The organism is Streptomyces sp. NPDC002867, from assembly GCF_053591895.1.
This window is the reverse complement of the sequence record NZ_JBSFUR010000023.1, coordinates 66,099-87,386: the sequence shown is the minus strand read 5'-3', so window position 1 is coordinate 87,386 and position 21,288 is coordinate 66,099. Positions and strand designations below refer to the sequence as shown.

The following is a 21,288-nucleotide window of genomic DNA, read 5'->3' as shown; positions in this document are numbered from 1 at the left end:
GCAGGGGCGGACAATGCGCCGTGCCGCCGCCGTCAGCCGGTGAGACGGCGGACGACGCGGGCCGGGCTGCCGACCGCGAGCACCCCGGCCGGCAGGTCCCTGGTGACGACGGCCCCGGCGCCGACCACGGTGTTCTCGCCGATCGTCACCCCCGGGCACACGATCACGCCGCCGCCCAGCCACACGTTGTCGCCCACGGTCACCGGGTCCGCCCGCTCCCAGCCGGCGCGGCGGCGTTCGGTGTCCAGCTCGTGGGCGGGCGTGAGGAGCTGGACGTTCGGACCGATCTGCACGTCGGCGCCGATCGTGATGGGGGCGGCGTCCAGGAAGACCGCGTTGAAGTTGACGAACGTCCGGTCGCCGATGCGGATGTTGTAGCCGTAGTCGCACTGGAACGGCGGCCGGATGCGCACCTCCCGGCCCAGGCCGCCGAGCAGTTCGGCGAGGATCCGCTCCCGGTCCGCGGGCGCAGCGCCGCCGCCCGCGTTGTACGCGGCACACAGCGCGAAGCGCCGCCCCGTGTCCTCGGTCAGCTCGGGATCGTCGGGCAGATACCACTCGCCGGCCAGCATCCGGTCCTTGTTCACGCCCATGCGCGGTCCGCCCCTCGGCTCCGGTCGTCGCCTCCGTACGATTGGTCCTTACTACGCGGACGGTCATGGCCGCGAGCACATTCACAGGGTGGGGATCCTCCGGTGCGAGAAGTGAGGCAGGGGCGTGCGCGCGGCGCGGCCCTCAAGGCGGCGACGGCGGTCCTGGCGCTGGGCGCGGTGACCGGCTGCTCGTCGGAGCAGGCGGCGGACGCCGAGGCAGGGGCCAAGAGCACGGCGGACGCCACGGCGACGCCCGCCGCGGCGGGCTCCGCGAAGAAGGGGGCCACGATCGGCGGCCCCGGCTCGCCGTGCCCGATGCCGGTCACCTTCGACGTCGCGGCCGACTGGAAGCCCGAAGCGGTCGAGAGCGGCGGCGCGGACGACGAATTCGGCGCTCTCCTGCGGCAGGGTCCCGTCACGCTCGTCTGCGAGATCGACGCGAAGCCCGCCGGGAACATCGGCTTCCTCCGCGTCTGGGCGGGCGGCAAGGCGGGCGACGACGCCCGTGAGGCGCTGCGGGCGTTCGTCGCGGACGCGGCGAAGAGCCGCGAGAAGGAGACGTACACCGCCACGAAGGCGGGCGAGCGGGACGCCGTCGAGGTCACGTACGTCAACACCGACGACCTCCTCGACGAGCCGAAGAAGGAGCGCGCCTTCGCCGTGGCGACGCCCGAGGGCGTCGTGGTCGTGGACCTCGGCGGACTCGACACCCAGGAGCACGAGGAGATGCTTCCCGCGTACGAGCTGGCCAGGAAGAGCCTGCGCACGGGCTGACGCCGATGCCGAGCAGAACATCGCCCCGTAGGCGCGTCCGGCCGGCTCACCGCCGGACCGCCCGCGGGCAGCCGGCCACCGCCGAGAGCACCGCGACCACTGCGCACGCACCGAGCGCGAGCCCGGCCGTCCCCCACGGCACCGTGACCGCCACCGGCGCCGACAGCGCCCGCAACGCCCCTGCGAGACCGGCGAGGTTGACGGCGGTGACCGCCGCTCCCAGCACCGCGCCGACGGCGACCGAGAGCAGCGCCTCGCCCGCGACGACGCGCAGCACCTGGGTGCGGGTCGCGCCCGCCATGCGCAGCGAGGCCAGTTCGCCGGTCCGGGCGGACGTGGCCATGAGCAGCGTGCCCGCGAGCGCGATCGCCGTGTAGACGAGGGCGATGCCGAGGACGACGAGCAGGCCCGTCCGGGTCTGCGGGTTCGTGCGCGGATGGGCCGCCGCCGCCCAGGCGTCCCGGTCGCGGACCGAACCGCCGGTGGCGCGCCGCAGTTCCGCCGCCGCGGCCGCGGGCCGCACGCCGGACCCGAGCCGTACGTCGATGCGGTCGACGGCCGCCCCCGGTGCGTTCGCGGCGGTCACGTACGTCGTGTCGCCGCCCGCCCCGACCGCGAGCACGGCGGCGATCCGCAGCCGGGCGGGCCGCCCGTCGCCGAGCCACACGTCGACGCTCTCGCCGACGGTGTGCCGCTCCCACTCCTCGCTGACGACGATCGACCGGTCGTCGAGGTCGCGCACATCGCCCGCCACGACCGCCGGTCTCGCCAGAGCCGCGAACGCCGCATGGTCGGCCACCGCCCGCGCCGCGGACCTCACCAGCGCGGTGCCCTCCTCGCGGACGAAGACGGAGGTGGCCGCGGTCGCCGAGAGCGTCATCCCGTCCCGCGGCGCGGGCACGGTCACCTCCTCGCCCGTGACGACCAGGTGGGCGGCGGTCCCGGCGCGTGCCTCGGCCGCCCGCGACGCGGTCACCGTCTCCGCCGAACCGAGCAGCGACCCGGCGAGCGCGACGGTGACCAGCACGGGCGCCGCGACGGCGCAGGTCCGGCGCACGGAGGCGGCCGTGTTCTCCCGCACGAGCAGCCCCGCCGCACCGCCCGGCACCGGCAGCAGCCGGGCCGCGCGGCGTACGAGCAGCGGGGCGAGGAGCGCCACGGCGGTGATCAGGACCATCGGCCGGGTCGTGTACGTCTTGCGTTTCAGCAGGTCGGCCGGGTCCGTCGCCAGACCCCACAGCAGCAGCCCGGTACCGGCCGCGGCCAGGAGGAGGCCGGTGACCAGCCGCCCGCGCCCCAGCACCCCCGTGTCGACGTCGGCCTCGCGCAGCGCCTCGGCCGGTGCGACGCGTCCCGCCCGCCGCGAGGCCGCCCACACCCCGGCGAGGGAGACGGCCTGACCGGTCCAGAAGGCGGCGTGGAACGGCCAGTGCACACCGGACCTGATGGCGAACCACTCCGGGGCCGCCTGACCGTCGACGAGCAGCCGCGCCAGCGGGGGCGCGCCCCAGGCGCCGATCGCGCAGCCCGCGGCCGAGGCGAGGACGCCGACGACCAGCGACTCGGTCAGCAGCAGCCGCCGGACCTGGCCGGGCGTCGCACCGGCCGTCCGCAGCAGCCCGAACTCCCTGCGGCGCAGCGCGACCGCGAACGCGAACGTCGAGGCGACGACGAAGACGGAGACGAACGCGGCCACGCCGCCGGCGGTCCCGAGCAGCGCGTTGACCGAGACGAGCGCCTGCGCGTCGCGGTCCGCGCCGGGGTCGGCCCGTCGGCGGTCGTCGCCGGTGAGCACCTGCGCCCGCCCGCCCACGGCCTCCCGTACGGCCTCCACGGGCGCGTCGACGCCGACGGCGTCGGGCCCGCCCCGGACCACCACCGGTCCGAGCCTGCGCAGGTCCCGCAGCACTGCGGCGTCCACAGGCTGTGGACGGTCGAGCTTCTTCGACACCTCGGCGGTCTCCGGTCCGCGCCGCACCGTCACGGTGAGGCTGTCGCGGCCCATCACCACGACCGGTGACGCGGCGAACCGCTGCGGCGCCCGCTCCGGCGGGTCGAGGGTCGAGGCGAGCCCCAGTCCCATCGTGGTGAGCAGCCCGACGCCGAGCGCGAGGGCCACGGCACCGGCGACGAAGGTCGCCCACCGGGCACGCAGCGCGGCCCACGCGACGATCAGCATGCTCGGGCTCCCGTCCCCGTGACCGTCCTGGCCACGGCATCCGGCCCGGCGCCCCGTGTGGGGTCCAGGGCGGCGAGCCGGGCCGCGACCTGTCCGGCGGACGGTGTCGTGAGCTCCCCGGCGACCCGGCCGTCGACCAGGAAGACGACCCGGTCGGCGAACGAGGCGGCGCCCGGATCGTGCGTGACCATCACGACCGTCTGGCCCTCCCCGTCCACCAGCCGCCTCAGCATCGTCAGCACCTCCCGGCCGGTGACGGTGTCGAGCGCGCCGGTCGGTTCGTCGGCGAACAGCACCGCGGGCCGCGTGATCAGGGCCCTCGCCAGGGCCACGCGCTGCTGCTGCCCGCCGGACATCTGCGCGGGCCGGTGCCCGGCGCGCCCTTCGAGACCGACCCGGGCCAGCGCCTCGCGCACCGCCGCACGCGACGGCCGCCGGCCGGCCAGCCGGAGCGGCAGCGCCACGTTCTGCGCCGCCGTCAGCGAGGGGATCAGGTTGTACGCCTGGAAGACGAAGCCGATCCGGTCCCGCCGCAGCAGGGTGAGGCGGCGCTCGCTCAGCCCGCCCAGCTCGGTCCCGTCGATCTCGACCCGTCCGGACGTGGGCCGGTCGAGACCGGCGGCGCAGTTCAGCAGCGTGGACTTGCCGGAGCCGGAGGGCCCCATGACGGCGGTGAAGGACCCGTGGGCGAAGGCGAGGTCCACGCCGTCGAGGGCGGTGACGTCGCGGTGGACGCGGCGGAGCGCGGTGAGTCGTACGGCAGTCGGTTCCATGCCCTCAAGGCTTCCGCCCGCCCGCCCGCCGGTCACGGCCACCAAGGGGCGTCCAGGAGGTGGGGCAGGCACTACCCCGTGACACCATCTGGTGTGTGAGCACGGTCGAGAAGGCGCTGGCGGCGGCGCTGTACGCGGACGGCGACGAGTCGCTGGACACCGCCGCCTCCCTCCTCGCCGCCGACCCGTCCGCCGACGCGGAACTGCGCCGGCGCGGCGAGGAGTTGCTGCGCCGCGCCTGGGAGCGCGGCTGGCAGCCCGCCGACGTCCTGCGCCTGGTCCGGCGCGACCTCGACGACGCCCACGAGCGCCTGGCCGCCGGTCTGGTCACCGCCGAGTCGCGGGCCTACGGCGACCGGCTCGCACCGCGCTGGCGGGCCCAGCTCGCCGACGTCGCGGACCACGAGCCGTACCGGGCCGACCGGTTCACGCAGGCGACCTCCGTCCTGGAGCTGTACCGCCTGCTCGCGCGTCTCCCCGCGATCGAGCCCGTCGCCCCGCCGCCGGGTGCGCCCCTGACAGCGATCGCCTCCGCGCACGAGCCGCGCATGCTCACCCGCGTCCGCGCCCTGCTGGCCAAGGCGGAGGCGACGGGCTACCCGGAGGAGGCCGAGGCGCTCACCGCCAAGGCGCAGGAACTGATGGCCCGTCACAGCATCGACGAGGCCGTCCTCGCCCACGGCGCGCACAGCAAGGACGCGCCGTCCGCCTGCCGCATCGGCGTGGACGCCCCGTACGAGACGGCCAAGGCGGTGCTGCTCGACGCGGTCGCCTCCGCGAACCGCTGCCGCGCGGTCTGGAACAGCGCCTTCGGCTTCAGCACCGTCGTGGGCTTCGAGGGCGACCTCGAAGCGGTGGAACTGCTCTACACCTCGCTGCTCGTCCAGGGCGCCGGAGCCATGACGAAGGCGGAGTCCGCCCAGCGCGCGGGCGGGCGCAGGCGCACCAAGACCTTCCGGCAGTCGTTCTGGACGGCGTACGCCTCCCGCCTGGGCGAGCATCTGGCGGCGGTGGCCGGGGAACAGGTCACGGCGGACCTGCTCCCGGTCCTGGCGACCCGCGACGTGGCGGTGGCGGACCACGCGGACCGGATGTTCCCGGAGACGACCAGGACCCGTGTCCGCGGCGCGACGGACCTCGACGGCTGGCGCGACGGCACGTCGGCGGCCGACCGGGCCCGCCGGGAGCCGCACTCGCCCCGCAAGCCGCTGCGCTAGGCCCTCCCAAGGTGGCGGGTCCACCCGCAGCCCTCCGACCGCCCCCGGACGTCTCAGACGTCGGTGCGGACGATCACGTCCAGGGTGCGCGGACCGTGGACGCCCTCCACGCGCTCCAGCTCGATGTCGGAAGTGGCCGACGGGCCGCTGATCAGCGTGGTCGGCCGTCCCGGCACGAGCCGGGCGAGGGCCTCGGGAACTCCCGCCTCCACCGTGGACAGGTCGACCACGCAGACATGGAGGTCCGGTACGAGCGACAGCGCCCGGCGGCCCTGGTCCGGCGAACCGTCCAGGAAGACGGTGCCGGTCTCCGCGCAGCCGGCGGCGGACGCCGTGACCACCGCGTCCAGCGCGTCCAGTCCGGCCGCCGGCACGTCGGCGGAGTCGACGCGCACCTCGCCGTCGTGGCCGGTCAGCCAGCCCGGGTCGAGCCCCGCCGGGACGCCGATCATGCGGGCGCCCCGCTCGCGCAGGACGCGGGCGACGACCCCGGCGGTCCGGCCGGCCGTGCAGGGGTGGACCCGCGCCCGGTAGTCGGTCAGCCGGTCGGTGAAGAGCGCCAGGCGCTCCCCGTCGGGCAGGGTGCGGCCGGTGCGGTAGTCCCGGGGCACCGTCACCTCCCGCCGGGGCGCCAGCGCGCGGGCGTCGCGGACCCGGCCGAGCACGATGTCGCGGGCCGACGGCCCGCCGGCCGGTGCGGTCACTGGTCCTCCTCGGGGCGGGCGGGGCCGGCCGGCCGCGGCCGTTCGCCTTCGCGGGCCGCCTCGCGCAGGGCCTCGCCGCCCTCCTGCGAGGCGAACCAGGCACGGAACGTCTGCTTCGGCGGGGCGGGTGTGTCCCGGCTGTCGCTCCAGCCCGAGAACGGCGGGGGAAGACGCCGGATCGTGCCGTCGCGTCCGGCGGCCATCCGGCCGAGCCGGGCCGCCTTCTGCGCGGCGGTGTAGAGCGTCGGCCGCTTCATCACGGCCGCGGCCGCCTTCATTGCCAGCCGCTCCCCGCCGCCCCGCGACTGCTCGGTCTTCTGGTGGCGCAGCTCGACCAGCAGCGACGGGATGTCGATCTTCACGGGGCAGGCGTCGAAGCAGGCTCCGCAGAGGCTGGAGGCGTACGGCAGCGAGGCGTTCGGGTCGTCGTCGACGGCGTGCATCCCGGCGAGCTGCGGGGTGAGCACCGCGCCGATCGGGCCGGGATACGTCGATCCGTAGGCGTGGCCGCCGACGCGCTCGTACACCGGGCAGACGTTCAGACAGGCCGAGCAGCGGATGCAGTTGAGCGCCTCGCGGCCGGCCTGGTCGGCGAGGGCGGCGGTGCGCCCGTTGTCGAGGAGGACGAGATGGAAGTCCTGCGGCCCGTCGCCCTCGGTCACGCCCGTCCACAGCGAGGTGTACGGGTTCATCCGCTCTCCGGTCGAGGAGCGCGGCAGCAACTGGAGGAAGACCTCCAGGTCCTGATGGCGCGGCAGAACCTTCTCGATGCCCATGACGGTGATCAGCGTCTCGGGCAGGGTCAGGCACATCCGGCCGTTGCCCTCGGACTCCACGACGCACAGCGTGCCGGTCTCGGCGATGCCGAAGTTGGCGCCGGACACGGCGACCTTGGTCGTCATGAACTTGTGCCGCAGATACGCGCGGGCGGCGGCCGCCAGGTGCTCCGGCCGGGAGTCGAGGTCCGGGTCGACGCCCGGGATCTCGCGCAGGAAGATGTCCCGGATCTCGTCGCGGTTGCGGTGGATCGCGGGGACCAGGATGTGCGAGGGCCGGTCGTGGCCGAGCTGCACGATCAGTTCGGCGAGGTCGGTCTCCCAGGCGGTGACGCCCTCGGCGGCCAGGTGCTCGTTGAGGCCGATCTCCTGGGTAGCCATCGACTTGACCTTGATGATCTCGTCGCTGCCGGCCGCCTTGACCAGGCGGGTGACGATCGCGTTGGCCTCGGCGCCGTCACGGGCCCAGTGGACGGTGCCGCCGCGTTCGGTGACCTTCCGCTCCAGCTCCTCCAGCAGCTCCGGGAGCCGGTTCATGGTGTCGGTCTTGATCGCGGAGCCCGCGTCGCGCAGCCGCTCCCAGTCCGGCAGTTCACCGGTGACCGCGAGCCGCTTGGCGCGGATGGTGCGGGTGGCCCTGCCGAGGTTGCGGCGCAGCTGCGCGTTGTGCAGCTCGCCCTCGGCCGCCTCGGGGAACGGGACGTCGCCGCGCAGGTTTCCGGCGCCGTAGGGGACGCGGGGCGGCCTGGCGGGCATGCCGAGGAAGGTGCTGCTGCTCATCGGGCGGCCTCCGAGGGGGCGTACGGCGAGGTGCGGGTGGCGGCGAGGATCTGGGCGAGGTGCAGCGTGCGTGTGCCCGCCCCGGTACGGGAGAGCCCGCCGCCGATGTGCATCAGGCAGGACGAGTCGCCGGCGGTGCAGACGTCCGCGTCGGTCGAGACGACGTGGCGCATCTTGTCCTGGAGCATGGCGGTGGAGGTCCCGGCGTTCTTCAGGGCGAACGTCCCGCCGAAGCCGCAGCACGCGTCGGCCTCCGGAAGCTCCACGAGGTCGATGCCCTCCACGGCGCGCAGCAGCCGCAGCGGCTTGTCGCCGACGCGCAGCATCCGCAACGAGTGACAGGTGGGGTGGTAGGTGACGCGGTGCGGGAAGTACGCCCCCACGTCCGTGACGCCGAGCACGTCGACGAGGAGCTCCGACAGCTCGTACGTCTTCGCCTTCACCCCGGCGACCGCCGTGACGAGCGCCGGGTCGCCGTACCGCCGGGCGACGGTCTCGTGCTGGTGGCGCACCGATCCGGCGCACGAGCCGGAGGGCATGACCACGGCGTCCATGGAGGAGTCGCCGAACCGGTCGGCGAAGTTCCGTACGAGCGGGAGGGATTCGCGCTGGTAGCCGGTGTTGATGTGCATCTGGCCGCAGCAGGTCTGCTCGGGCGGGAAGGCGATCTCGTGGCCGAGGCGGGCGAGCAGGAGGGCGGTCGACCGCACCGCGTCGGGGAAGAGCGTGTCTCCCAGGCAGGTGGCGAACAGTCCGATGCGCATCGAGCGAGCCCTCCTGGGGTCGGTATGGTCCGACCATACTGACGACGGGCCGCTCAGGGCGAGAGCTGTGCGCCGTCCTCGTCCGAGTCGTCGACCAGGGAACCGTGGAAACCGCGGATGTGCCGCTCGGCGAGATCGGCGGCCGCGCCGCCCTCGCCCTCCCGCACCAGCCGCAGCAGCTCCGCGTGCTCGGCGCCCAGCGTGGCGGCCGTGGCGGGCCAGTCCTCCACCGCCTCCAGGGCGCGCAGGATCAGCGGCCGCACCGACTCGCGCACCGCCGAGGTGAGCGTCGAGGTGAGCCGGTTGCCGGAGCCGCGGGCGATCAGGACGTGGAAGCGGGTGTCCAGGTCGTTGAACTCCGTGACGTCGATGCCCGGTTCCCGCAGGCGGGCCAGGAGGGCTTCTGCCTCCGCCAGCACCTCCCGCGAGGCGTGCCGCGCCGCGGCCTCGAAGCTGGAACGCTCCAGGACGACCCGGGCCTCCAGCATGTCCTGGAGGGTGTAGCTGCCGAGCGCGAAGTGCAGCCGCAGCAGCCGGCCGAGCGCGTCGTCCGGGTTGCGCACCATCCGGGCGCCGGAGTCGGGGCCCCGTCCGGCCTGTGCGGACAGCACGCCGATCGTCTCCAGCACCCGCAGCGCCTCCCGCAGCGCGGACCGGCTGACCCCGAGCACGGGAGCCAGCTCACGTTCCGGCGGCAGCCGGTCGCCGGCCTTGAGCTCGCCGGAGAGTACCCGCTCCTCGATGCTCTCCAGGACGAGCTCGTGCGTGCGGGACTGCCGTACGGGGCGCCACTCGGCAGTCATCGGTCGGCTCCTCGGCTCGGTGACAGGGGTCGGCCACCACGCTAGGCCACACCCGGCCGATGATCCGACCGCTCCCGCTCCCGCCCGCGGGGCCGGCCGGTCACGCCGCGTCCAGCCACCCCTCGTCCGCGTCCTCGGCCTCGTCGTCGGCGGCGTGCCGCCCGTCCCGAGGCCGCCGCCTCGGCCCGCGCGCTGCAGGTGACAGGCGGCGAAGGCGGTCCGGGAAGCGCAGGACCCCCGGGCCTGGGCCCGGTCCGCGACGCGCCTCGCCGCGCTGGAGGACGTGTCGGAGGCCCTGGACGAGGAAGGGCCGCGGACCCGTGAGGGTCCGCGGCCCGCCAGGGGTGTCCGGCAGTTCGGGCCGGACCGCCCCTCGACCCGTGCATCGGGAGGCCGGCGGCCCGGCCGCCGCGCCGGAGCCCGGTGCGTCAGGGGGACGGCACGCCCGTCGGCAGACCGGTGGGCAGCCCCGCCGGAGGCTCGCCGGCATCGCTCTTCTTCAGCGTGTCCTTCTTGCCCGCGTCCCAGGAGATGACCAGCGTCGTCCCGTCGTTGGACTCGACCGAGCCCGTCGTGCGGTCGGTGTTCCCGTCCGCGCACTTCAGCGACAGCGTCTGCCTGCCCGTGTCCTGCACCTCGCCGGTGCAGGCGTGACCGTCGGCGAGCAGCGCCGCCTTGCCCTGCGTGACGGACAGGGCGACCGGCTTGCCGTCGCTGAGGCCCGTCCAGGTGCCCTCGATGTCCCGGGGCCTGCCTTCGCCGCCGCCGGTGTCGCCGGACTCGGTGGGCGCGGCCGACGCCTTGTCGCCGCCGCCGGTGTCGTCACTCTCACTGCTGCCGCAGCCGGTCAGGGCGAGGGCGGCGACGAGGCCCGCCGCGGCGGCCGACATGCGTACGAGGTTGTGCACTGATCTGTCCCCCTGCGGCCACGGGCGACGCGCCCGCGTACCTGGTTGGTTGCAAGACCGCGCCAAGCTACCAGGACGATTTGCGCACCCCCGGGAGGAAGCCGGCGTGGGCCTGCTCACGCATCCGGACCCTGGACAGCCCGAACCTCCGCAGGTGGCCGCGCGGCCGTCCGTCGGCGCTGTCGCGGTTGCGCACCCGGGTCGCGCTGGCGTCCCGGGGCTGACGCCTCAACTCGGCCTGCGCGGCGGCGCGTTCGGCGCCGCTGCTGGAGGGCCTGCGGATGATCTCCTTCAGCTCCGCGCGGCGCTCGGCGTACCGCTCGACGACGCTCCTGCGGTGCTCGTTGCGGGCGACCTTGCTCTTCTTCGCCATCAGACCTTCACTCCCCGGGCGCGGATGCGGGCCACGGCGGCCTCGATGCCGATGGTGTCGACCGTCTTCACGGCGCGGGCGCTGAGCGTGAGGCGCACATGGCGTCCCTCGCTCGGCAGCCAGTAGCGCTTGCGCTGGATGTTGGGGTCGAAGCGGCGCGATGTGCGCCGGTGGGAGTGGGAGATCCGGTTGCCGAAGCCGGGCTTCGACCCGGTCAGCATGCAGTGGGCGGACATGGGTGATGCACCTCTCGTCGAGCTCATTTGGTAATGGAAACCATTTCCATATACTACCGGTATGGCTCGCAACGAACTCCGCCCGGTCATCAAGCTCCGCTCCACCGCGGGCACCGGCTACACCTACGTCACCCGCAAGAACCGCCGTAACGACCCCGACCGCCTGACGCTGCGCAAGTACGACCCGGTCGCCGGCCGCCACGTCGACTTCCGAGAGGAGCGCTGAGCTCGATGAAGCCCGGCATCCACCCCCCGTACGCGCCTGTCGTCTTCCGCGACAAGGTCGCGAACTTCGCGATCCTCACGCGCTCGACCGCCACCAGCGACAAGACGATCGACTGGGAGGACGGCAACACGTATCCGGTCATCGACGTCGAGATCTCCTCGGCGAGCCACCCCTTCTACACGGGCCAGGCCCGCGTCCTCGACACCGCCGGACGCGTCGAGCGCTTCGAGCGCCGCTACGGCCGGCGCGAGGCCCGCTGATGCTGCCCGTCGCGATCGTCGCCGGACTGCACGCCGACGCCCGCCGCGAGACCGTGGAGCGGCTGCTCGCCTCGGTGCCCGGCAGCGTCGCGCTCCACCACGACCTCTCCACGGCGGAGCGGGGCACCGTCGTGCGCACGGTGCGTGACGCGTTCCGTCTCCGCGACACCGGCGAGACGCCGCTGGTCAACGACTGCGCCTGCTGCGCACTGCGCGAGGACCTGGTGCCCGAGCTCGTGCGGCTCGCCGAGGACGGGGCGACCCGCCTCGCGATCGTCGAGCTGTGGGACTCCGTGGAGCCCAAGGCCATGGCCGAGGTCGTCGCCGCGCACGGCGGTGAACGGCTCGCCGTCACCTCGGTGATGTGCGCCGTCGACCCGGCGCTGCTCCTGCCCTGCCTCGGCAACGGCGACGACCTCGCCGAGGCCGGGCTCGCCGCGGCCGCGACGGACCGCCGCACGATCGCCGACACCTGGGCGCGCCAGCTGGAGTACGCGCCCGTGATCGCCGTGGTCGAGAGCGAGGACGCCGACGAGGAGGACCGCGCGCTGCTGACCCAGCTGCACCCGACCGCTCGCCGCGTCCCCGTCGGCTCGGACGAACTCGCCGCCGCGGCCACGGCCGGCTTCGACGTGGAGGCGGCCGCCGCCGCCCAGCACCCGGCCTGCGCGCTGCTGCCGCAGGAGGCGGACGACTGCGGTGTCACCACCTACGTCTGGCACCGCGCACGCCCCTTCCACCCGGGGCGGCTGTACGCGGCTCTGGAGGACCTGACCTGTGCGGCCGCCCGCAGCCGGGGCCGGTTCTGGCTCGCCGACCGGCCGGACACCCTGCTGGCGTGGGACGCCGCCGGCGGCGCGCTGTGCGTCGAGAGCGCGGGCCCCTGGCTCGCCTCGCTGCCGGACGCCGCCTGGGAGATGGTGCCGCCGGTGCGCCGGGCGGCCGCGGCCCTGGACTGGCACCCCGAGCACGGGGACTGCTGCCAGCACCTGGTCTTCACCTCGCCGGGCCTCGACCGCGACGGCCTGGAACTGCTCCTCGAATCCTGTCTGCTGACCGACGCCGAGTACGCCGCGGGCCGCGAGGCCTGGAAGCGGCTGCCGCCCGCCTTCGACTCCCTCCTGGAGGTCTGACATGTCCCCCCGTCGCACCGACCCGCGCAAGCCCGCGAAATCCCGCCCGAATCCCCTGGATCAGGCCGGCATCACCTACATCGACTACAAGGACACCGATCTGCTGCGGAAGTTCATCTCCGACCGCGGCAAGATCCGCAGCCGCCGGGTGACCCGGGTGACGGCGCAGCAGCAGCGGCTGCTGGCCCGCGCGATCAAGAACGCCCGGGAGATGGCCCTGTTGCCGTACTCGTCCACGCGCTGAGACCACCTCGCCTGGCACGCGTGCCGCCGGCGCGCGAGAGCGCTTCCGTAGTTGCGACACCACTGCCCGTGCACGTGCATCTGCCGGTGCATCCGCCCATGCATCGGCATACCAACACAGCTATGATCCCGGATGGTTGACACCTGCACCTTGCACCCCGGGAGCGACTTGTGCACCACGTGTACAACGGCATGACCGCCACGGAGCTTCAGGGAGTCGTCTGGCAGAAGAGCAGACACAGCAACTCCCAGGGCTCCTGCGTGGAATTCGCCAAGCTGCCCGGCGGTGATGTGGCGATGCGCAACTCACGGCACCCGGACGGTCCCGCACTCGTATACACGCCCGCGGAGATAGAAGCGTTGCTTCTGGGAGTCAAGGACGGGGAATTCGACCACCTGGTCGCGTGAATGGCCGGGGCGGGCCGGCCCCCGATCCGGCCCGCCCCCGCGAGGTCAGCCCAGGCGGAACAGCGCCCAGACGACCTTGCCGCGCAGCGAACCGGCGAGCGGGTGCCAGCCCCAGCCGTCGCTGAAGGAATCGACGAGAAACAGACCGCGCCCCGATTCCGCCGAGAAGTCCTCCTCGGACTCCCGGGCCATGGGCCCGTCGTGGCTGGGGTCGCGCACCGCGCAGACCAGCCGGCCCGTCCAGCGCATCAGATGCAGCCGCACCGGCGGCTCCTTGGCGTTCTCGCGCGGTGCCGTGTCGGAGGGCAGCGCGTGGCGCAGGGCGTTGGTCACGAGCTCGGAGACGACCAGGGCGACGTCGTCGAAGCGGTGGTTCAGCTCCCACTGGCCGAGCGTGGCCCGGGTGAACTGGCGTGCGCCGCGCACCGCTTCGTAACGGGCCGGCAGAGCGCAGGAGACGGAGCTGGAAACGGCCGAGGGATCGATCGGCGGAAGGCCCTGCCGTAACGGCTCGAGCATGGTCGATCCATTCGTCCCCATGCGAGGCACTCCCGGGAATCGCGGCTGTGACGCTACAACACGAACGAGCACGCAGGTGCGCGAGCACCATGGTTCCCAATGCGCAGGGCAGATGCAAGGGCAGATGCACGTGCACGCGCCGGACGTGTCCGACCCCGTGCCGGTTCTTGCTCATTTCTTCTGCGGGTTTCTTCCGCTCCGCCGTTCACCGGTTTCTCATTTCCGTAACCGGACGAGTACGGGCTGAAGCATTTTGGTGGCAGAATCCGGCTCTTGGGTTCGGGGGGACCCTCGTGGAGGATCGGTCCGCGCCGAACGGCGCGAGGAGTGGGGAGGGTTGGAGTCGTGGCAGCAGGCGAGGCGGCGCCGTGGGCGCACCCCGGCGGTGAGGGTCCGGGCGGAGGCTCGGTGGTGCGGCGCATCCTGCTGGGCTCCCAGCTCAGAAGGCTGAGGGAGTCCCGCGGCATCACCCGGGAGGCCGCCGGATACTCCATCCGCGCGTCCGAGTCCAAGATCAGCCGTATGGAGTTGGGCCGCGTGAGCTTCAAGGCGCGGGACGTCGAGGACCTGCTCACGCTCTACGGGGTGGCCGACGAGGCCGAGCGCAGGTCCCTCCTCGGCCTCGCCAAGGAGGCCAACGTCGCCGGCTGGTGGCACAGCTTCGGCGACGTGCTGCCCGGCTGGTTCCAGACGTACATCGGCCTCGAGGGAGCCGCCTCCCTCATCCGCATCTACGAGGTGCAGTTCGTGCACGGACTGCTGCAGACCGAGTCGTACGCGCACGCCGTCGTCACCCGCGGCATGCCCGACGCCCCCGCGGCCGAGATCGACCGCCGCGTCGCCCTGCGCCTGGAGAGGCAGAAGGCCCTCGTCTCCGAGCACGCCCCCCGCCTCCACGTGGTGCTCGACGAGGCGGCGCTGCGCCGGCCCTACGGCGACCGTGCGGTGATGCAGGCGCAGCTGAGGCATCTCATCGAGGTCTCCGAGCAGCCGAACATCACGCTGCAGGTGATGCCGTTCAGTTTCGGCGGGCACGCGGGCGAGAGCGGCGCGTTCACGATGCTGCGCTTCCCCGAGTCGGACCTCTCCGACATCGTCTACCTGGAGCAGCTGACGAGCGCCCTCTATCTGGACAAGCGCGAGGAAGTGGCCCACTACGAGCGGGTGATGAGGCGGCTCGAGGAGGACAGCCCGGACGCCGCGGAGACCCGCGACCTTCTCCGGGGTCTCCTTCAACTCACCTGAAACACAAGTACGATGACGCCACATCAGTCCCGGACCATCTGACTTCTGTGCTTCTGCCGGCCACAGCCGCGTATGCCTCTGGAGCGATCACATGTCCTTCTTCAGTGAACTGGCACTTCAGTACATAGACGGCGAGTGGAGGCAGGGCAGCGGCTCCTGGGACATCATCGACTTCAACCCGTTCGACGGCGAGAAGCTGGCGTCCGTCACCGTGGCCACCGCGGCCGAGGTCGATCAGGCGTACCGCGCCGCCGAGCGCGCGCAGGAAGCCTGGGCCGAGACCAACCCGTACACCCGCCGCCTGGTCTTCGAGCGCGCCCTGCGGATCATCGAGGACCGCGAGAAGGAGATCACCGAGACGATCATCGCGGAGCTCGGCGGCACGCATCTGAAGGCAGGCTTCGAGCTGCACCTCGCCAAGGAGTTCCTGCGCGAGGCGATCCAGCTCGCCCTGCGTCCCGAGGGCCGCATCCTGCCCTCGCCGATCGACGGCAAGGAGAACAGGGTCTACCGCGTCCCGGTCGGGGTCGTCGGTGTCATCAGCCCGTTCAACTTCCCGTTCCTGCTCTCCCTCAAGTCGGTCGCACCGGCGCTCGCGCTCGGCAACGCCGTCGTCCTCAAGCCGCACCAGAACACGCCGATCTGCGGCGGCTCCCTGGTCGCCAAGGTCTTCGAGGAGGCGGGCCTGCCCGCCGGTCTGCTGAACGTGGTCATCACGGACATCGCCGAGATCGGCGACGCCCTGCTGGAGCACCCGGTGCCCAAGGCCATCTCCTTCACCGGCTCCGACAAGGTGGGCCGCCACGTGGCCACCGTCTGCGCGGCCAACTTCAAGCACGCCATCCTCGAACTGGGCGGCAACAGCGCGCTGATCGTCCTCGACGACGCCGACATCGACTACGCGGTCGACGCCGCGGTCTTCAGCCGCTACGTGCACCAGGGCCAGGTCTGCATGGCGGCCAACCGCATCCTGGTCGACCGCTCGGTGCAGCAGGAGTTCACCGAGAAGTTCGTCGCCAAGGTGAAGACGCTGAAGGTGGGCGACCCGGCCGACCCGACGACCCACATCGGCCCGCTGATCAACGCCTCGCAGGCCGACGCGGTGACCTCGCTCGTCGAGCAGACCGTCGAGGCGGGCGCGACCGCGCTGCTGCACGGTGCGACCGACGGCAACCTGGTCGCGCCCTCGGTCCTGACCGACCTGCCGGCCGGCTCGCCCGTGCTCAGCCAGGAGATCTTCGGCCCGGTCGCCCTGGTGATCCCCTTCGACGGGGAGGACGAGGCGGTACGGATCGCCAACGACACCCCGTACGGCCTCAGCGGCGCCGTGCACACGGGCGACATCGAGCGTGGTGTCCGGCTCGCCAAGCGGGTCCGCACCGGCATGATCCACATCAACGACGGCACCGTGCACGACGAGCCGATCGTCCCCTTCGGAGGCGAGAAGCACTCCGGTGTCGGGCGGCTGAACGGCGACTCGATGCTCGACGCGTTCACCACCCAGAAGTGGATCTCGGTGCAGCACGGCCGCTCGCAGTTCCCCTTCTGACATTTTCCCGTGCCCCCGGACCTTTGAGGACAGAAGCTGTCCTCAAGGGTCCGTAGCGTGAGTCGTGTCGAAAGGGGAGAGGCCCTCTCCTCGCGGACCGGAAGGCGGACACCATGGTCACTCACGTTCCCGCGGAGGCCCACGGCGACGAGCGCGGCGCGCTGCTGAGCTTCGTCGAGGCACAGCGCGGCGCCATCCGGCGTTCCGTGCTCGGACTGACCGAGGAGCAGGCCGCGAGCCGCCCGAGCGCCAGCGAACTCTCGCTGTCGGGACTGCTCAAGCACGTCGCCGAGATGGAGCTCAACTGGCTGCGGATGGCGCAGCAGAAGCCGAACGAGAGGCAGCGCTCGGAGGAGACCTGGGGTGACAGCTTCCGTCTCGTGGACGGTGAGACGATCCATGCGACGCTGACCTTCTGGGCCTCGGTCTCGAAGGAGACCGAGGAGTTCGTCCGCTCGGTGCCGAGCCTGGACGACACCTTCCCGCTGCCGCCCGCACCCTGGTTTCCCAAGGACGGGAGGGTGTCCATGCGCTGGCTGCTGATCCACCTGGTCGAGGAGATCGCCCGCCACGCCGGCCACGCCGACATCATCCGCGAGTCCCTGGACGGCAACGGCGCCTTCGACCTGGTGGCCCTGGAGCAGGGCGGCGGCCCGGGCGCGTAGCCCCGACATGTGCCCGCCGTCGTGTCGGCACACCCTGGAAGCATGGCCCATGACGAGAGGACCCCGATCGTCGTCCACGCCGTCACGCCCGCCGATCCGCCGTTCCGCCTGGTGGAGATCAACGGCATCGTGGCCGGGACCGCCCGCGATCTGCTGGACGTGGTCCACCTGGCGCACGAGGCCGGTCTGCCCCACGTCGACCTCGACGATCCCGGGGTCGTGAGGTGGGTCGGCGGCGGCAAGTACAAGTGGACGCGCTGACCGGCGGATCGGGTCGCCCGCGTACCCTGGTCAAACTTGAACAGGAGGGACGCGGATGTCGGCGATCCGGCTGCTGGTCCTGGGGGCGGTGCGCCAGCACGGGCGGGCGCACGGCTACCAGGTCCGCAACGACCTGGAGTACTGGGGCGCGCACGAGTGGTCCAACGCCAAGCCGGGATCGATCTACCACGCGCTCAAGCACATGGCGAAGCAGGGACTGCTGTACGCGCACGAGACGGCGCCGTCGACAGCGGGCGGCCCGCCGCGCACCGAGTACGAGATCACCGACAAGGGCACGGAGGAGTTCTTCGCCCTCCTGCGCGCGTCCCTGACCGCCTACGACCAGAAGCCGGACGTGCTCTCGGCGGCGCTCGGCTTCATCGTGGACCTGCCGCGCTCCGAGGCGGTGGAGCTGCTCGGGCAGCGGGTGCGGAGCATCGAGGAGTGGCGCTCGTCGGTCACGGACTACTACACGCCCGAGGAGGGGCCCGAATCCCTCGGCCACATCGGCGAGATCATGAACCTGTGGGTGACGCAGGCCGACTCCGGCGCCCAGTGGACCCGGGGCCTGATCGAGCGGATCGAGTCCGGCGCGTACACGTTCGCGGGGGAGGGCGCCCCCTTCGTCGGCGTCCTCGCCGAGGGCGAGGAGAACCCCTACGCGACGGGCGAGCACCACGAGGGCGACTCGCGCTGACGCGACCCCTCAGTGGTGGAACGAGGTCGCCTTCGCCGTGTCCTTCTTCAGCGGCCCCGGCTGTTCCCGCAGCTCCGGCAGCAGCATCCGCAGATCCTCCAGCAGCAGTTCCGCCAGGTCCGCCGAGAAGCCGTTGCGGCACACCACCCGCAGCACCGACAGGTCCTCCCGGTTGGCCGGGAAGGTGTACGCGGGCACCAGCCACCCCCGCTCCCGCAGCCGCCGCGACACGTCGAACACGTCGAAGAGCGTGACGTCCGGTGCCGTCGTGAACGCGAACACCGGCAGTTCGTCGCCGTGCGTCAGGAGCCGGAAGTCGCCCAGCTCCCCGATCCGCCGCGCGAGCCTCCTCGCCACGTCCCGCGCCGTCTGCTGAACCGCCCGGTATCCCTCCCGCCCCAGACGCAGGAACGTGTAGTACTGCGCGACCACCTGCGCGCCCGGCCGGGAGAAGTTGAGCGCGAAGGTCGGCATGTCGCCGCCCAGGTAGGTGACCCGGAAGACCAGTTCCTCCGGCAGCTCGGCCGGCGAGCGCCACAGCGCCCAGCCCACCCCCGGGTAGACCAGCCCGTACTTGTGCCCGGAGGTGTTGATCGAGGACACCCGCGGCAGCCGGAAGTCCCAGACCAGCTCCTCGTCGAGGAACGGCGCCACCATCGCCCCGGACGCGCCGTCGACATGGACGGGGATGTCGAGGCCCGTGCGCTCCTGGAGCGCGTCCAGCGCGGCGCAGACGTCGGCGACGGGCTCGTAGGAACCGTCGAAGGTCGAGCCCAGGACGGCGACGACCCCAATGGTGTTCTCGTCGCACAGCGCGGCGGCGGCCTGCGGATCGAGGTGGAAACGGTCACCGTCCATCGGCACCTGCCGCGCCTCCACCTCCCAGAAGGTGCAGAACTTCTCCCAGCAGACCTGCACGTTCACGCCCATCACCAGATTGGGCCTGGCGCTCGCCGGATAGCGGTCGGCGTTCCTCGTCGCCCAGCGCCGCTTGAGCGCCATCCCCGCGAGCATGCACGCCTCGCTCGACCCGGTCGTCGAGCACCCCACGACCGCGGCCGGGTCCGGGGCGTGCCACAGGTCCGCGAGCATCGCCACGCAGCGGCGTTCCAGCTCCGCGGTTCGCGGGTACTCGTCCTTGTCGATCATGTTCTTGTCCCGGCACTCGCCCATCAGAACCCCTGCCTGGGGCTCCATCCAGGTGGTGACGAACGTGGCGAGGTTGAGCCGGGAGTTCCCGTCGAGCATCAGCTCGTCGTGCACGAGCTGGTACGCGGTGGAGGGCGGCAGCGGCCCGTCCGGGAGGCGGTGCGTGGGCGGGGCCGCCGTCATGCCGCCGACCGGATCCGCCTCGCCGAAGAACGGGTTGAGCGACAGCCTGCGCCGTTCCGGTCCGCCGTCACCGGACGCGCCCTGATGGAGTGCCATGGGACTCAGGCTCACCCGGGCTTGCACCTCACGCAACGTGAGGCAGCAGCCTGGGAGGCGTCACGGAAACGAAGGAGCGGAAGGCGATGAGCTACTCCGTGGGACAGGTCGCCCGTTTCGCCGGCGTCACGGTGCGCACCCTGCACCACTACGACGAGATCGGCCTGCTCAGCCCGGGCGGGCGCAGCCACGCGGGTCACCGGCTGTACGACGACGCCGACCTGGACCGGCTGCAGCAGATCCTGTTCTACCGGGAACTCGGCTTCCCGCTCGACGAGGTGGCGGCACTCCTCGACGACCCGGACGCGGACCCGCAGGCCCACCTGCGGCGGCAGCACGAGCTGCTGACCGCCCGGATCACCAAGCTGAAGGAGATGGCAGCCGCCGTTGAGCGAGCCATGGAGGCGAAGAAGATGGGCATCAACCTCACGCCCGAGGAGAAGTTCGAGGTCTTCGGGGACTTCGACCCCGAGGACTACGCGGAGGAGACCGAGCAGCGCTGGGGCGGCACCGACGCCTACAAGGAGTCGGCGCGGCGTAGCGCGTCGTACACGAAGGAGGACTGGCAGCGCATCCAGGCCGAGGCCGAGGAGATCACCCGGCGCTTCGTGGCGCTGATGGAGGCCGGTGAGGAGCCGGGCTCCGAGGCCGCGACGGACGTCGCGGAGGAGCACCGCCGGTGGATCTCCCGCAACCACTACGAGTGCACCCACGAGATGCACACCTGCCTGGCGGAGATGTACGTCTCCGACGAGCGCTTCACCCGCAACATCGACAAGGCGAAGCCGGGACTGGCCGCCTACGAGCGCGAGGCGATCATCGCCAACGCCGCGCGGCGCGCCTGATTCGAGTCGCCGGCCGTCCACCCGTCCGTCGCCCACCGGCCATGTGCCCCGGCCGGGACTTTGTCCCGGTCGGGGCACAGTGCATCCTGGGCGGGCCGGTGGAACGCTGCGGGGCCCGGTGCGTTGATAGCTTTGGCTCGTCCCCGCACGCTGTACGCCGCCCGGCGCATCGCCCGACTACCGACTCAGGAGCCCGGACCTCGTGAACACCCTTGCGCTCGGACCGAGCTGGCTCGACCCGGACTATCTGATCACCACCTTCGGGCTGATCGGTGTCCTGGTCATCGTCTTCGCCGAGTCCGGCCTGCTGATCGGCTTCTTCCTGCCGGGCGACTCGCTGCTGTTCACCACGGGCCTGCTGGTGACCACCGATGTGATCAAGCAGCCGCTGTGGGTGGTCTGTACCCTCGTCGTGCTGGCCGCGATCATCGGCGACCAGGTCGGCTATCTCTTCGGCCGCAAGGTCGGTCCTGCCCTCTTCAAGCGCCCCGACTCCAAGCTCTTCAAGCAGGAGAACGTGGAGAAGGCGCACGAGTTCTTCGAGAAGTACGGCCCGAAGTCCCTGGTCCTGGCCCGCTTCGTGCCCATCGTGCGGACGTTCACGCCGATCGTCGCCGGTGTGAGCCGGATGAACTACCGCTCGTTCATCACCTTCAACGTCGTCGGCGGTGTGCTGTGGGGCGCGGGAGTGACGCTGCTCGGCGCCGCGCTCGGCAAGGTCGAGTTCGTCCACAAGAACATCGAGGCGATCCTGATCCTGATCGTGCTGATCTCGGTGCTCCCGATCGTGATCGAGTTCCTGCGGGCCCGCTCCAAGAACAAGAAGGAGGCCGCCGCCTCCGCCGACGCCGCCGAAGCGCCGTCGACCGCGCGCGGCCGCCACGCCAAGCGCTGACCCCGGCGCCCCGGGCCTGACCGCCCGTTCCGCC

The 21,288-nt window shown here is 72.4% G+C and carries 26 protein-coding genes; 14 read left to right on the top strand and 12 right to left on the bottom strand.

Annotated features, from left to right (window positions below; all coding sequences use genetic code 11):
• Positions 1 to 32 precede the first annotated feature (32 nt).
• Positions 33 to 593 carry a sugar O-acetyltransferase gene (locus ACWD0A_RS22195; protein WP_451300580.1) on the bottom strand — a complete coding sequence of 187 codons (561 nt, stop codon included), beginning with the start codon at positions 591 to 593 and terminating at the stop codon, positions 33 to 35.
• 111 nt (positions 594 to 704) lie between these two features.
• Here ACWD0A_RS22195 and ACWD0A_RS22190 point away from each other — a divergent pair, with 111 nt between their 5' ends.
• Complete coding sequence (locus ACWD0A_RS22190) at positions 705 to 1,367, top strand: lipoprotein (RefSeq protein WP_451300578.1); 663 nt, start codon at positions 705 to 707, stop codon at positions 1,365 to 1,367.
• A gap of 46 nt (positions 1,368 to 1,413) precedes the next feature.
• Here ACWD0A_RS22190 and ACWD0A_RS22185 read toward each other — a convergent pair whose 3' ends face one another.
• Positions 1,414 to 3,546, bottom strand: coding sequence for an FtsX-like permease family protein (locus ACWD0A_RS22185; RefSeq protein WP_451300576.1), 2,133 nt, complete (start codon positions 3,544 to 3,546; stop codon positions 1,414 to 1,416).
• Positions 3,540 to 4,319: an ABC transporter ATP-binding protein gene (locus ACWD0A_RS22180; RefSeq protein ID WP_451300574.1), complete on the bottom strand. Its 780-nt coding sequence runs from the start codon at positions 4,317 to 4,319 to the stop codon at positions 3,540 to 3,542. Before ACWD0A_RS22180 ends, ACWD0A_RS22185 begins: the two co-directional genes overlap by 7 nt.
• Positions 4,320 to 4,414: 95 nt before the next feature.
• On the opposite strand from ACWD0A_RS22180, the gene ACWD0A_RS22175 reads away from it, so the two are divergent.
• Entirely contained in the window at positions 4,415 to 5,536 is a 1,122-nt protein-coding gene (locus tag ACWD0A_RS22175) for a DUF2786 domain-containing protein (RefSeq protein WP_451300572.1), read from the top strand.
• 53 nt (positions 5,537 to 5,589) lie between these two features.
• On the opposite strand, the gene ACWD0A_RS22170 is transcribed toward ACWD0A_RS22175, so the two are convergent.
• From ACWD0A_RS22170 to rpmB, 7 genes are all read right to left on the bottom strand, one after another.
• A complete protein-coding gene (locus tag ACWD0A_RS22170; protein WP_451300570.1) occupies positions 5,590 to 6,240 on the bottom strand; it encodes a LutC/YkgG family protein in 651 nt (216 codons plus the stop codon).
• Positions 6,237 to 7,796, bottom strand: a complete 1,560-nt coding sequence (locus ACWD0A_RS22165; RefSeq protein ID WP_451300568.1) for a lactate utilization protein B — start codon at positions 7,794 to 7,796, stop codon at positions 6,237 to 6,239. Before ACWD0A_RS22165 ends, ACWD0A_RS22170 begins: the two co-directional genes overlap by 4 nt.
• Entirely contained in the window at positions 7,793 to 8,560 is a 768-nt protein-coding gene (locus tag ACWD0A_RS22160; RefSeq protein ID WP_451300566.1) for a (Fe-S)-binding protein, read from the bottom strand. Before ACWD0A_RS22160 ends, ACWD0A_RS22165 begins: the two co-directional genes overlap by 4 nt.
• Positions 8,561 to 8,613: 53 nt before the next feature.
• A complete protein-coding gene (locus ACWD0A_RS22155) occupies positions 8,614 to 9,363 on the bottom strand; it encodes a FadR/GntR family transcriptional regulator (protein ID WP_451300564.1) in 750 nt (249 codons plus the stop codon).
• A 428-nt stretch (positions 9,364 to 9,791) separates the two neighbouring features.
• On the bottom strand, positions 9,792 to 10,253 hold the full coding sequence (locus ACWD0A_RS22150; protein ID WP_451300562.1) for a hypothetical protein: 462 nt from the start codon (positions 10,251 to 10,253) through the stop codon (positions 9,792 to 9,794).
• An 85-nt stretch (positions 10,254 to 10,338) separates the two neighbouring features.
• A complete protein-coding gene (gene rpsN / locus ACWD0A_RS22145; protein WP_451300560.1) occupies positions 10,339 to 10,644 on the bottom strand; it encodes a 30S ribosomal protein S14 in 306 nt (101 codons plus the stop codon).
• Positions 10,644 to 10,880, bottom strand: a complete 237-nt coding sequence (gene rpmB, locus ACWD0A_RS22140) for a 50S ribosomal protein L28 (RefSeq protein ID WP_365992601.1) — start codon at positions 10,878 to 10,880, stop codon at positions 10,644 to 10,646. The genes rpsN and rpmB overlap by 1 nt, the downstream gene beginning before the upstream one ends.
• Before the next feature lie 61 nt (positions 10,881 to 10,941).
• On the opposite strand from rpmB, the gene rpmG reads away from it, so the two are divergent.
• The 5 genes from rpmG (at position 10,942) to ACWD0A_RS22115 (ending at position 13,150) form a co-directional block, all read left to right on the top strand.
• Positions 10,942 to 11,106 carry a 50S ribosomal protein L33 gene (gene rpmG / locus ACWD0A_RS22135; protein ID WP_030361075.1) on the top strand — a complete coding sequence of 55 codons (165 nt, stop codon included), beginning with the start codon at positions 10,942 to 10,944 and terminating at the stop codon, positions 11,104 to 11,106.
• Between the two features lie 5 nt (positions 11,107 to 11,111).
• On the top strand, positions 11,112 to 11,366 hold the full coding sequence (locus tag ACWD0A_RS22130; protein ID WP_177149561.1) for a type B 50S ribosomal protein L31: 255 nt from the start codon (positions 11,112 to 11,114) through the stop codon (positions 11,364 to 11,366).
• Positions 11,366 to 12,499, top strand: coding sequence for a CobW family GTP-binding protein (locus tag ACWD0A_RS22125; protein WP_451300558.1), 1,134 nt, complete (start codon positions 11,366 to 11,368; stop codon positions 12,497 to 12,499). The genes ACWD0A_RS22130 and ACWD0A_RS22125 overlap by 1 nt, the downstream gene beginning before the upstream one ends.
• Before the next feature lies 1 nt (position 12,500).
• Positions 12,501 to 12,743 carry a 30S ribosomal protein S18 gene (gene rpsR, locus ACWD0A_RS22120; protein ID WP_451300556.1) on the top strand — a complete coding sequence of 81 codons (243 nt, stop codon included), beginning with the start codon at positions 12,501 to 12,503 and terminating at the stop codon, positions 12,741 to 12,743.
• A 170-nt stretch (positions 12,744 to 12,913) separates the two neighbouring features.
• Positions 12,914 to 13,150 carry a DUF397 domain-containing protein gene (locus ACWD0A_RS22115; protein WP_177149558.1) on the top strand — a complete coding sequence of 79 codons (237 nt, stop codon included), beginning with the start codon at positions 12,914 to 12,916 and terminating at the stop codon, positions 13,148 to 13,150.
• 45 nt (positions 13,151 to 13,195) lie between these two features.
• Here the strand turns inward: ACWD0A_RS22115 and ACWD0A_RS22110 are convergent, their stop codons facing one another.
• Positions 13,196 to 13,690, bottom strand: a complete 495-nt coding sequence (locus ACWD0A_RS22110) for an ATP-binding protein (protein ID WP_451300554.1) — start codon at positions 13,688 to 13,690, stop codon at positions 13,196 to 13,198.
• A 324-nt stretch (positions 13,691 to 14,014) separates the two neighbouring features.
• Here ACWD0A_RS22110 and ACWD0A_RS22105 point away from each other — a divergent pair, with 324 nt between their 5' ends.
• From ACWD0A_RS22105 to ACWD0A_RS22085, 5 genes are all read left to right on the top strand, one after another.
• Entirely contained in the window at positions 14,015 to 14,914 is a 900-nt protein-coding gene (locus ACWD0A_RS22105) for a helix-turn-helix domain-containing protein (RefSeq protein ID WP_451300552.1), read from the top strand.
• A 91-nt stretch (positions 14,915 to 15,005) separates the two neighbouring features.
• A complete protein-coding gene (locus ACWD0A_RS22100) occupies positions 15,006 to 16,463 on the top strand; it encodes an aldehyde dehydrogenase family protein (protein WP_451300550.1) in 1,458 nt (485 codons plus the stop codon).
• 113 nt (positions 16,464 to 16,576) lie between these two features.
• Positions 16,577 to 17,128 (top strand): DinB family protein, encoded by a 552-nt coding sequence (locus ACWD0A_RS22095; protein WP_451300548.1) that lies wholly within the window; start codon positions 16,577 to 16,579, stop codon positions 17,126 to 17,128.
• Between the two features lie 42 nt (positions 17,129 to 17,170).
• Positions 17,171 to 17,389, top strand: coding sequence for a hypothetical protein (locus ACWD0A_RS22090; RefSeq protein ID WP_177149553.1), 219 nt, complete (start codon positions 17,171 to 17,173; stop codon positions 17,387 to 17,389).
• Positions 17,390 to 17,444: 55 nt separating this feature from the next.
• Complete coding sequence (locus tag ACWD0A_RS22085) at positions 17,445 to 18,086, top strand: PadR family transcriptional regulator (protein WP_451300546.1); 642 nt, start codon at positions 17,445 to 17,447, stop codon at positions 18,084 to 18,086.
• Positions 18,087 to 18,095: 9 nt separating this feature from the next.
• Here the strand turns inward: ACWD0A_RS22085 and ACWD0A_RS22080 are convergent, their stop codons facing one another.
• Positions 18,096 to 19,514: a glutamate decarboxylase gene (locus tag ACWD0A_RS22080; protein ID WP_451300544.1), complete on the bottom strand. Its 1,419-nt coding sequence runs from the start codon at positions 19,512 to 19,514 to the stop codon at positions 18,096 to 18,098.
• An 86-nt stretch (positions 19,515 to 19,600) separates the two neighbouring features.
• On the opposite strand from ACWD0A_RS22080, the gene ACWD0A_RS22075 reads away from it, so the two are divergent.
• Both ACWD0A_RS22075 and ACWD0A_RS22070 read left to right on the top strand, forming a co-directional pair.
• Positions 19,601 to 20,359 carry a MerR family transcriptional regulator gene (locus tag ACWD0A_RS22075; RefSeq protein ID WP_451300542.1) on the top strand — a complete coding sequence of 253 codons (759 nt, stop codon included), beginning with the start codon at positions 19,601 to 19,603 and terminating at the stop codon, positions 20,357 to 20,359.
• A gap of 202 nt (positions 20,360 to 20,561) precedes the next feature.
• Positions 20,562 to 21,254: a DedA family protein gene (locus ACWD0A_RS22070; protein ID WP_451300540.1), complete on the top strand. Its 693-nt coding sequence runs from the start codon at positions 20,562 to 20,564 to the stop codon at positions 21,252 to 21,254.
• Positions 21,255 to 21,288: the final 34 nt, after the last annotated feature.

What these genes read in the sequence shown, in the direction of transcription:
- ACWD0A_RS22095 (WP_451300548.1), top strand. Translation starts at nt 16,577, where the DNA reads ATGGTCACTCACGTTCCCGCGGAGGCCCACGGCGACGAGCGCGGCGCG.
- rpsN (WP_451300560.1), bottom strand. Translation starts at nt 10,644, where the DNA reads ATGGCGAAGAAGAGCAAGGTCGCCCGCAACGAGCACCGCAGGAGCGTC.
- ACWD0A_RS22130 (WP_177149561.1), top strand. Translation starts at nt 11,112, where the DNA reads ATGAAGCCCGGCATCCACCCCCCGTACGCGCCTGTCGTCTTCCGCGAC.
- ACWD0A_RS22180 (WP_451300574.1), bottom strand. Translation starts at nt 4,319, where the DNA reads ATGGAACCGACTGCCGTACGACTCACCGCGCTCCGCCGCGTCCACCGC.
- ACWD0A_RS22165 (WP_451300568.1), bottom strand. Translation starts at nt 7,796, where the DNA reads ATGAGCAGCAGCACCTTCCTCGGCATGCCCGCCAGGCCGCCCCGCGTC.
- ACWD0A_RS22075 (WP_451300542.1), top strand. Translation starts at nt 19,601, where the DNA reads ATGAGCTACTCCGTGGGACAGGTCGCCCGTTTCGCCGGCGTCACGGTG.
- rpmB (WP_365992601.1), bottom strand. Translation starts at nt 10,880, where the DNA reads ATGTCCGCCCACTGCATGCTGACCGGGTCGAAGCCCGGCTTCGGCAAC.
- ACWD0A_RS22080 (WP_451300544.1), bottom strand. Translation starts at nt 19,514, where the DNA reads ATGGCACTCCATCAGGGCGCGTCCGGTGACGGCGGACCGGAACGGCGC.
- rpmG (WP_030361075.1), top strand. Translation starts at nt 10,942, where the DNA reads ATGGCTCGCAACGAACTCCGCCCGGTCATCAAGCTCCGCTCCACCGCG.
- ACWD0A_RS22195 (WP_451300580.1), bottom strand. Translation starts at nt 593, where the DNA reads ATGGGCGTGAACAAGGACCGGATGCTGGCCGGCGAGTGGTATCTGCCC.
- ACWD0A_RS22155 (WP_451300564.1), bottom strand. Translation starts at nt 9,363, where the DNA reads ATGACTGCCGAGTGGCGCCCCGTACGGCAGTCCCGCACGCACGAGCTC.
- ACWD0A_RS22160 (WP_451300566.1), bottom strand. Translation starts at nt 8,560, where the DNA reads ATGCGCATCGGACTGTTCGCCACCTGCCTGGGAGACACGCTCTTCCCC.
- ACWD0A_RS22110 (WP_451300554.1), bottom strand. Translation starts at nt 13,690, where the DNA reads ATGGGGACGAATGGATCGACCATGCTCGAGCCGTTACGGCAGGGCCTT.
- ACWD0A_RS22090 (WP_177149553.1), top strand. Translation starts at nt 17,171, where the DNA reads ATGGCCCATGACGAGAGGACCCCGATCGTCGTCCACGCCGTCACGCCC.
- ACWD0A_RS22185 (WP_451300576.1), bottom strand. Translation starts at nt 3,546, where the DNA reads ATGCTGATCGTCGCGTGGGCCGCGCTGCGTGCCCGGTGGGCGACCTTC.
- ACWD0A_RS22150 (WP_451300562.1), bottom strand. Translation starts at nt 10,253, where the DNA reads ATGTCGGCCGCCGCGGCGGGCCTCGTCGCCGCCCTCGCCCTGACCGGC.
- rpsR (WP_451300556.1), top strand. Translation starts at nt 12,501, where the DNA reads ATGTCCCCCCGTCGCACCGACCCGCGCAAGCCCGCGAAATCCCGCCCG.
- ACWD0A_RS22085 (WP_451300546.1), top strand. Translation starts at nt 17,445, where the DNA reads ATGTCGGCGATCCGGCTGCTGGTCCTGGGGGCGGTGCGCCAGCACGGG.
- ACWD0A_RS22125 (WP_451300558.1), top strand. Translation starts at nt 11,366, where the DNA reads ATGCTGCCCGTCGCGATCGTCGCCGGACTGCACGCCGACGCCCGCCGC.
- ACWD0A_RS22100 (WP_451300550.1), top strand. Translation starts at nt 15,006, where the DNA reads ATGTCCTTCTTCAGTGAACTGGCACTTCAGTACATAGACGGCGAGTGG.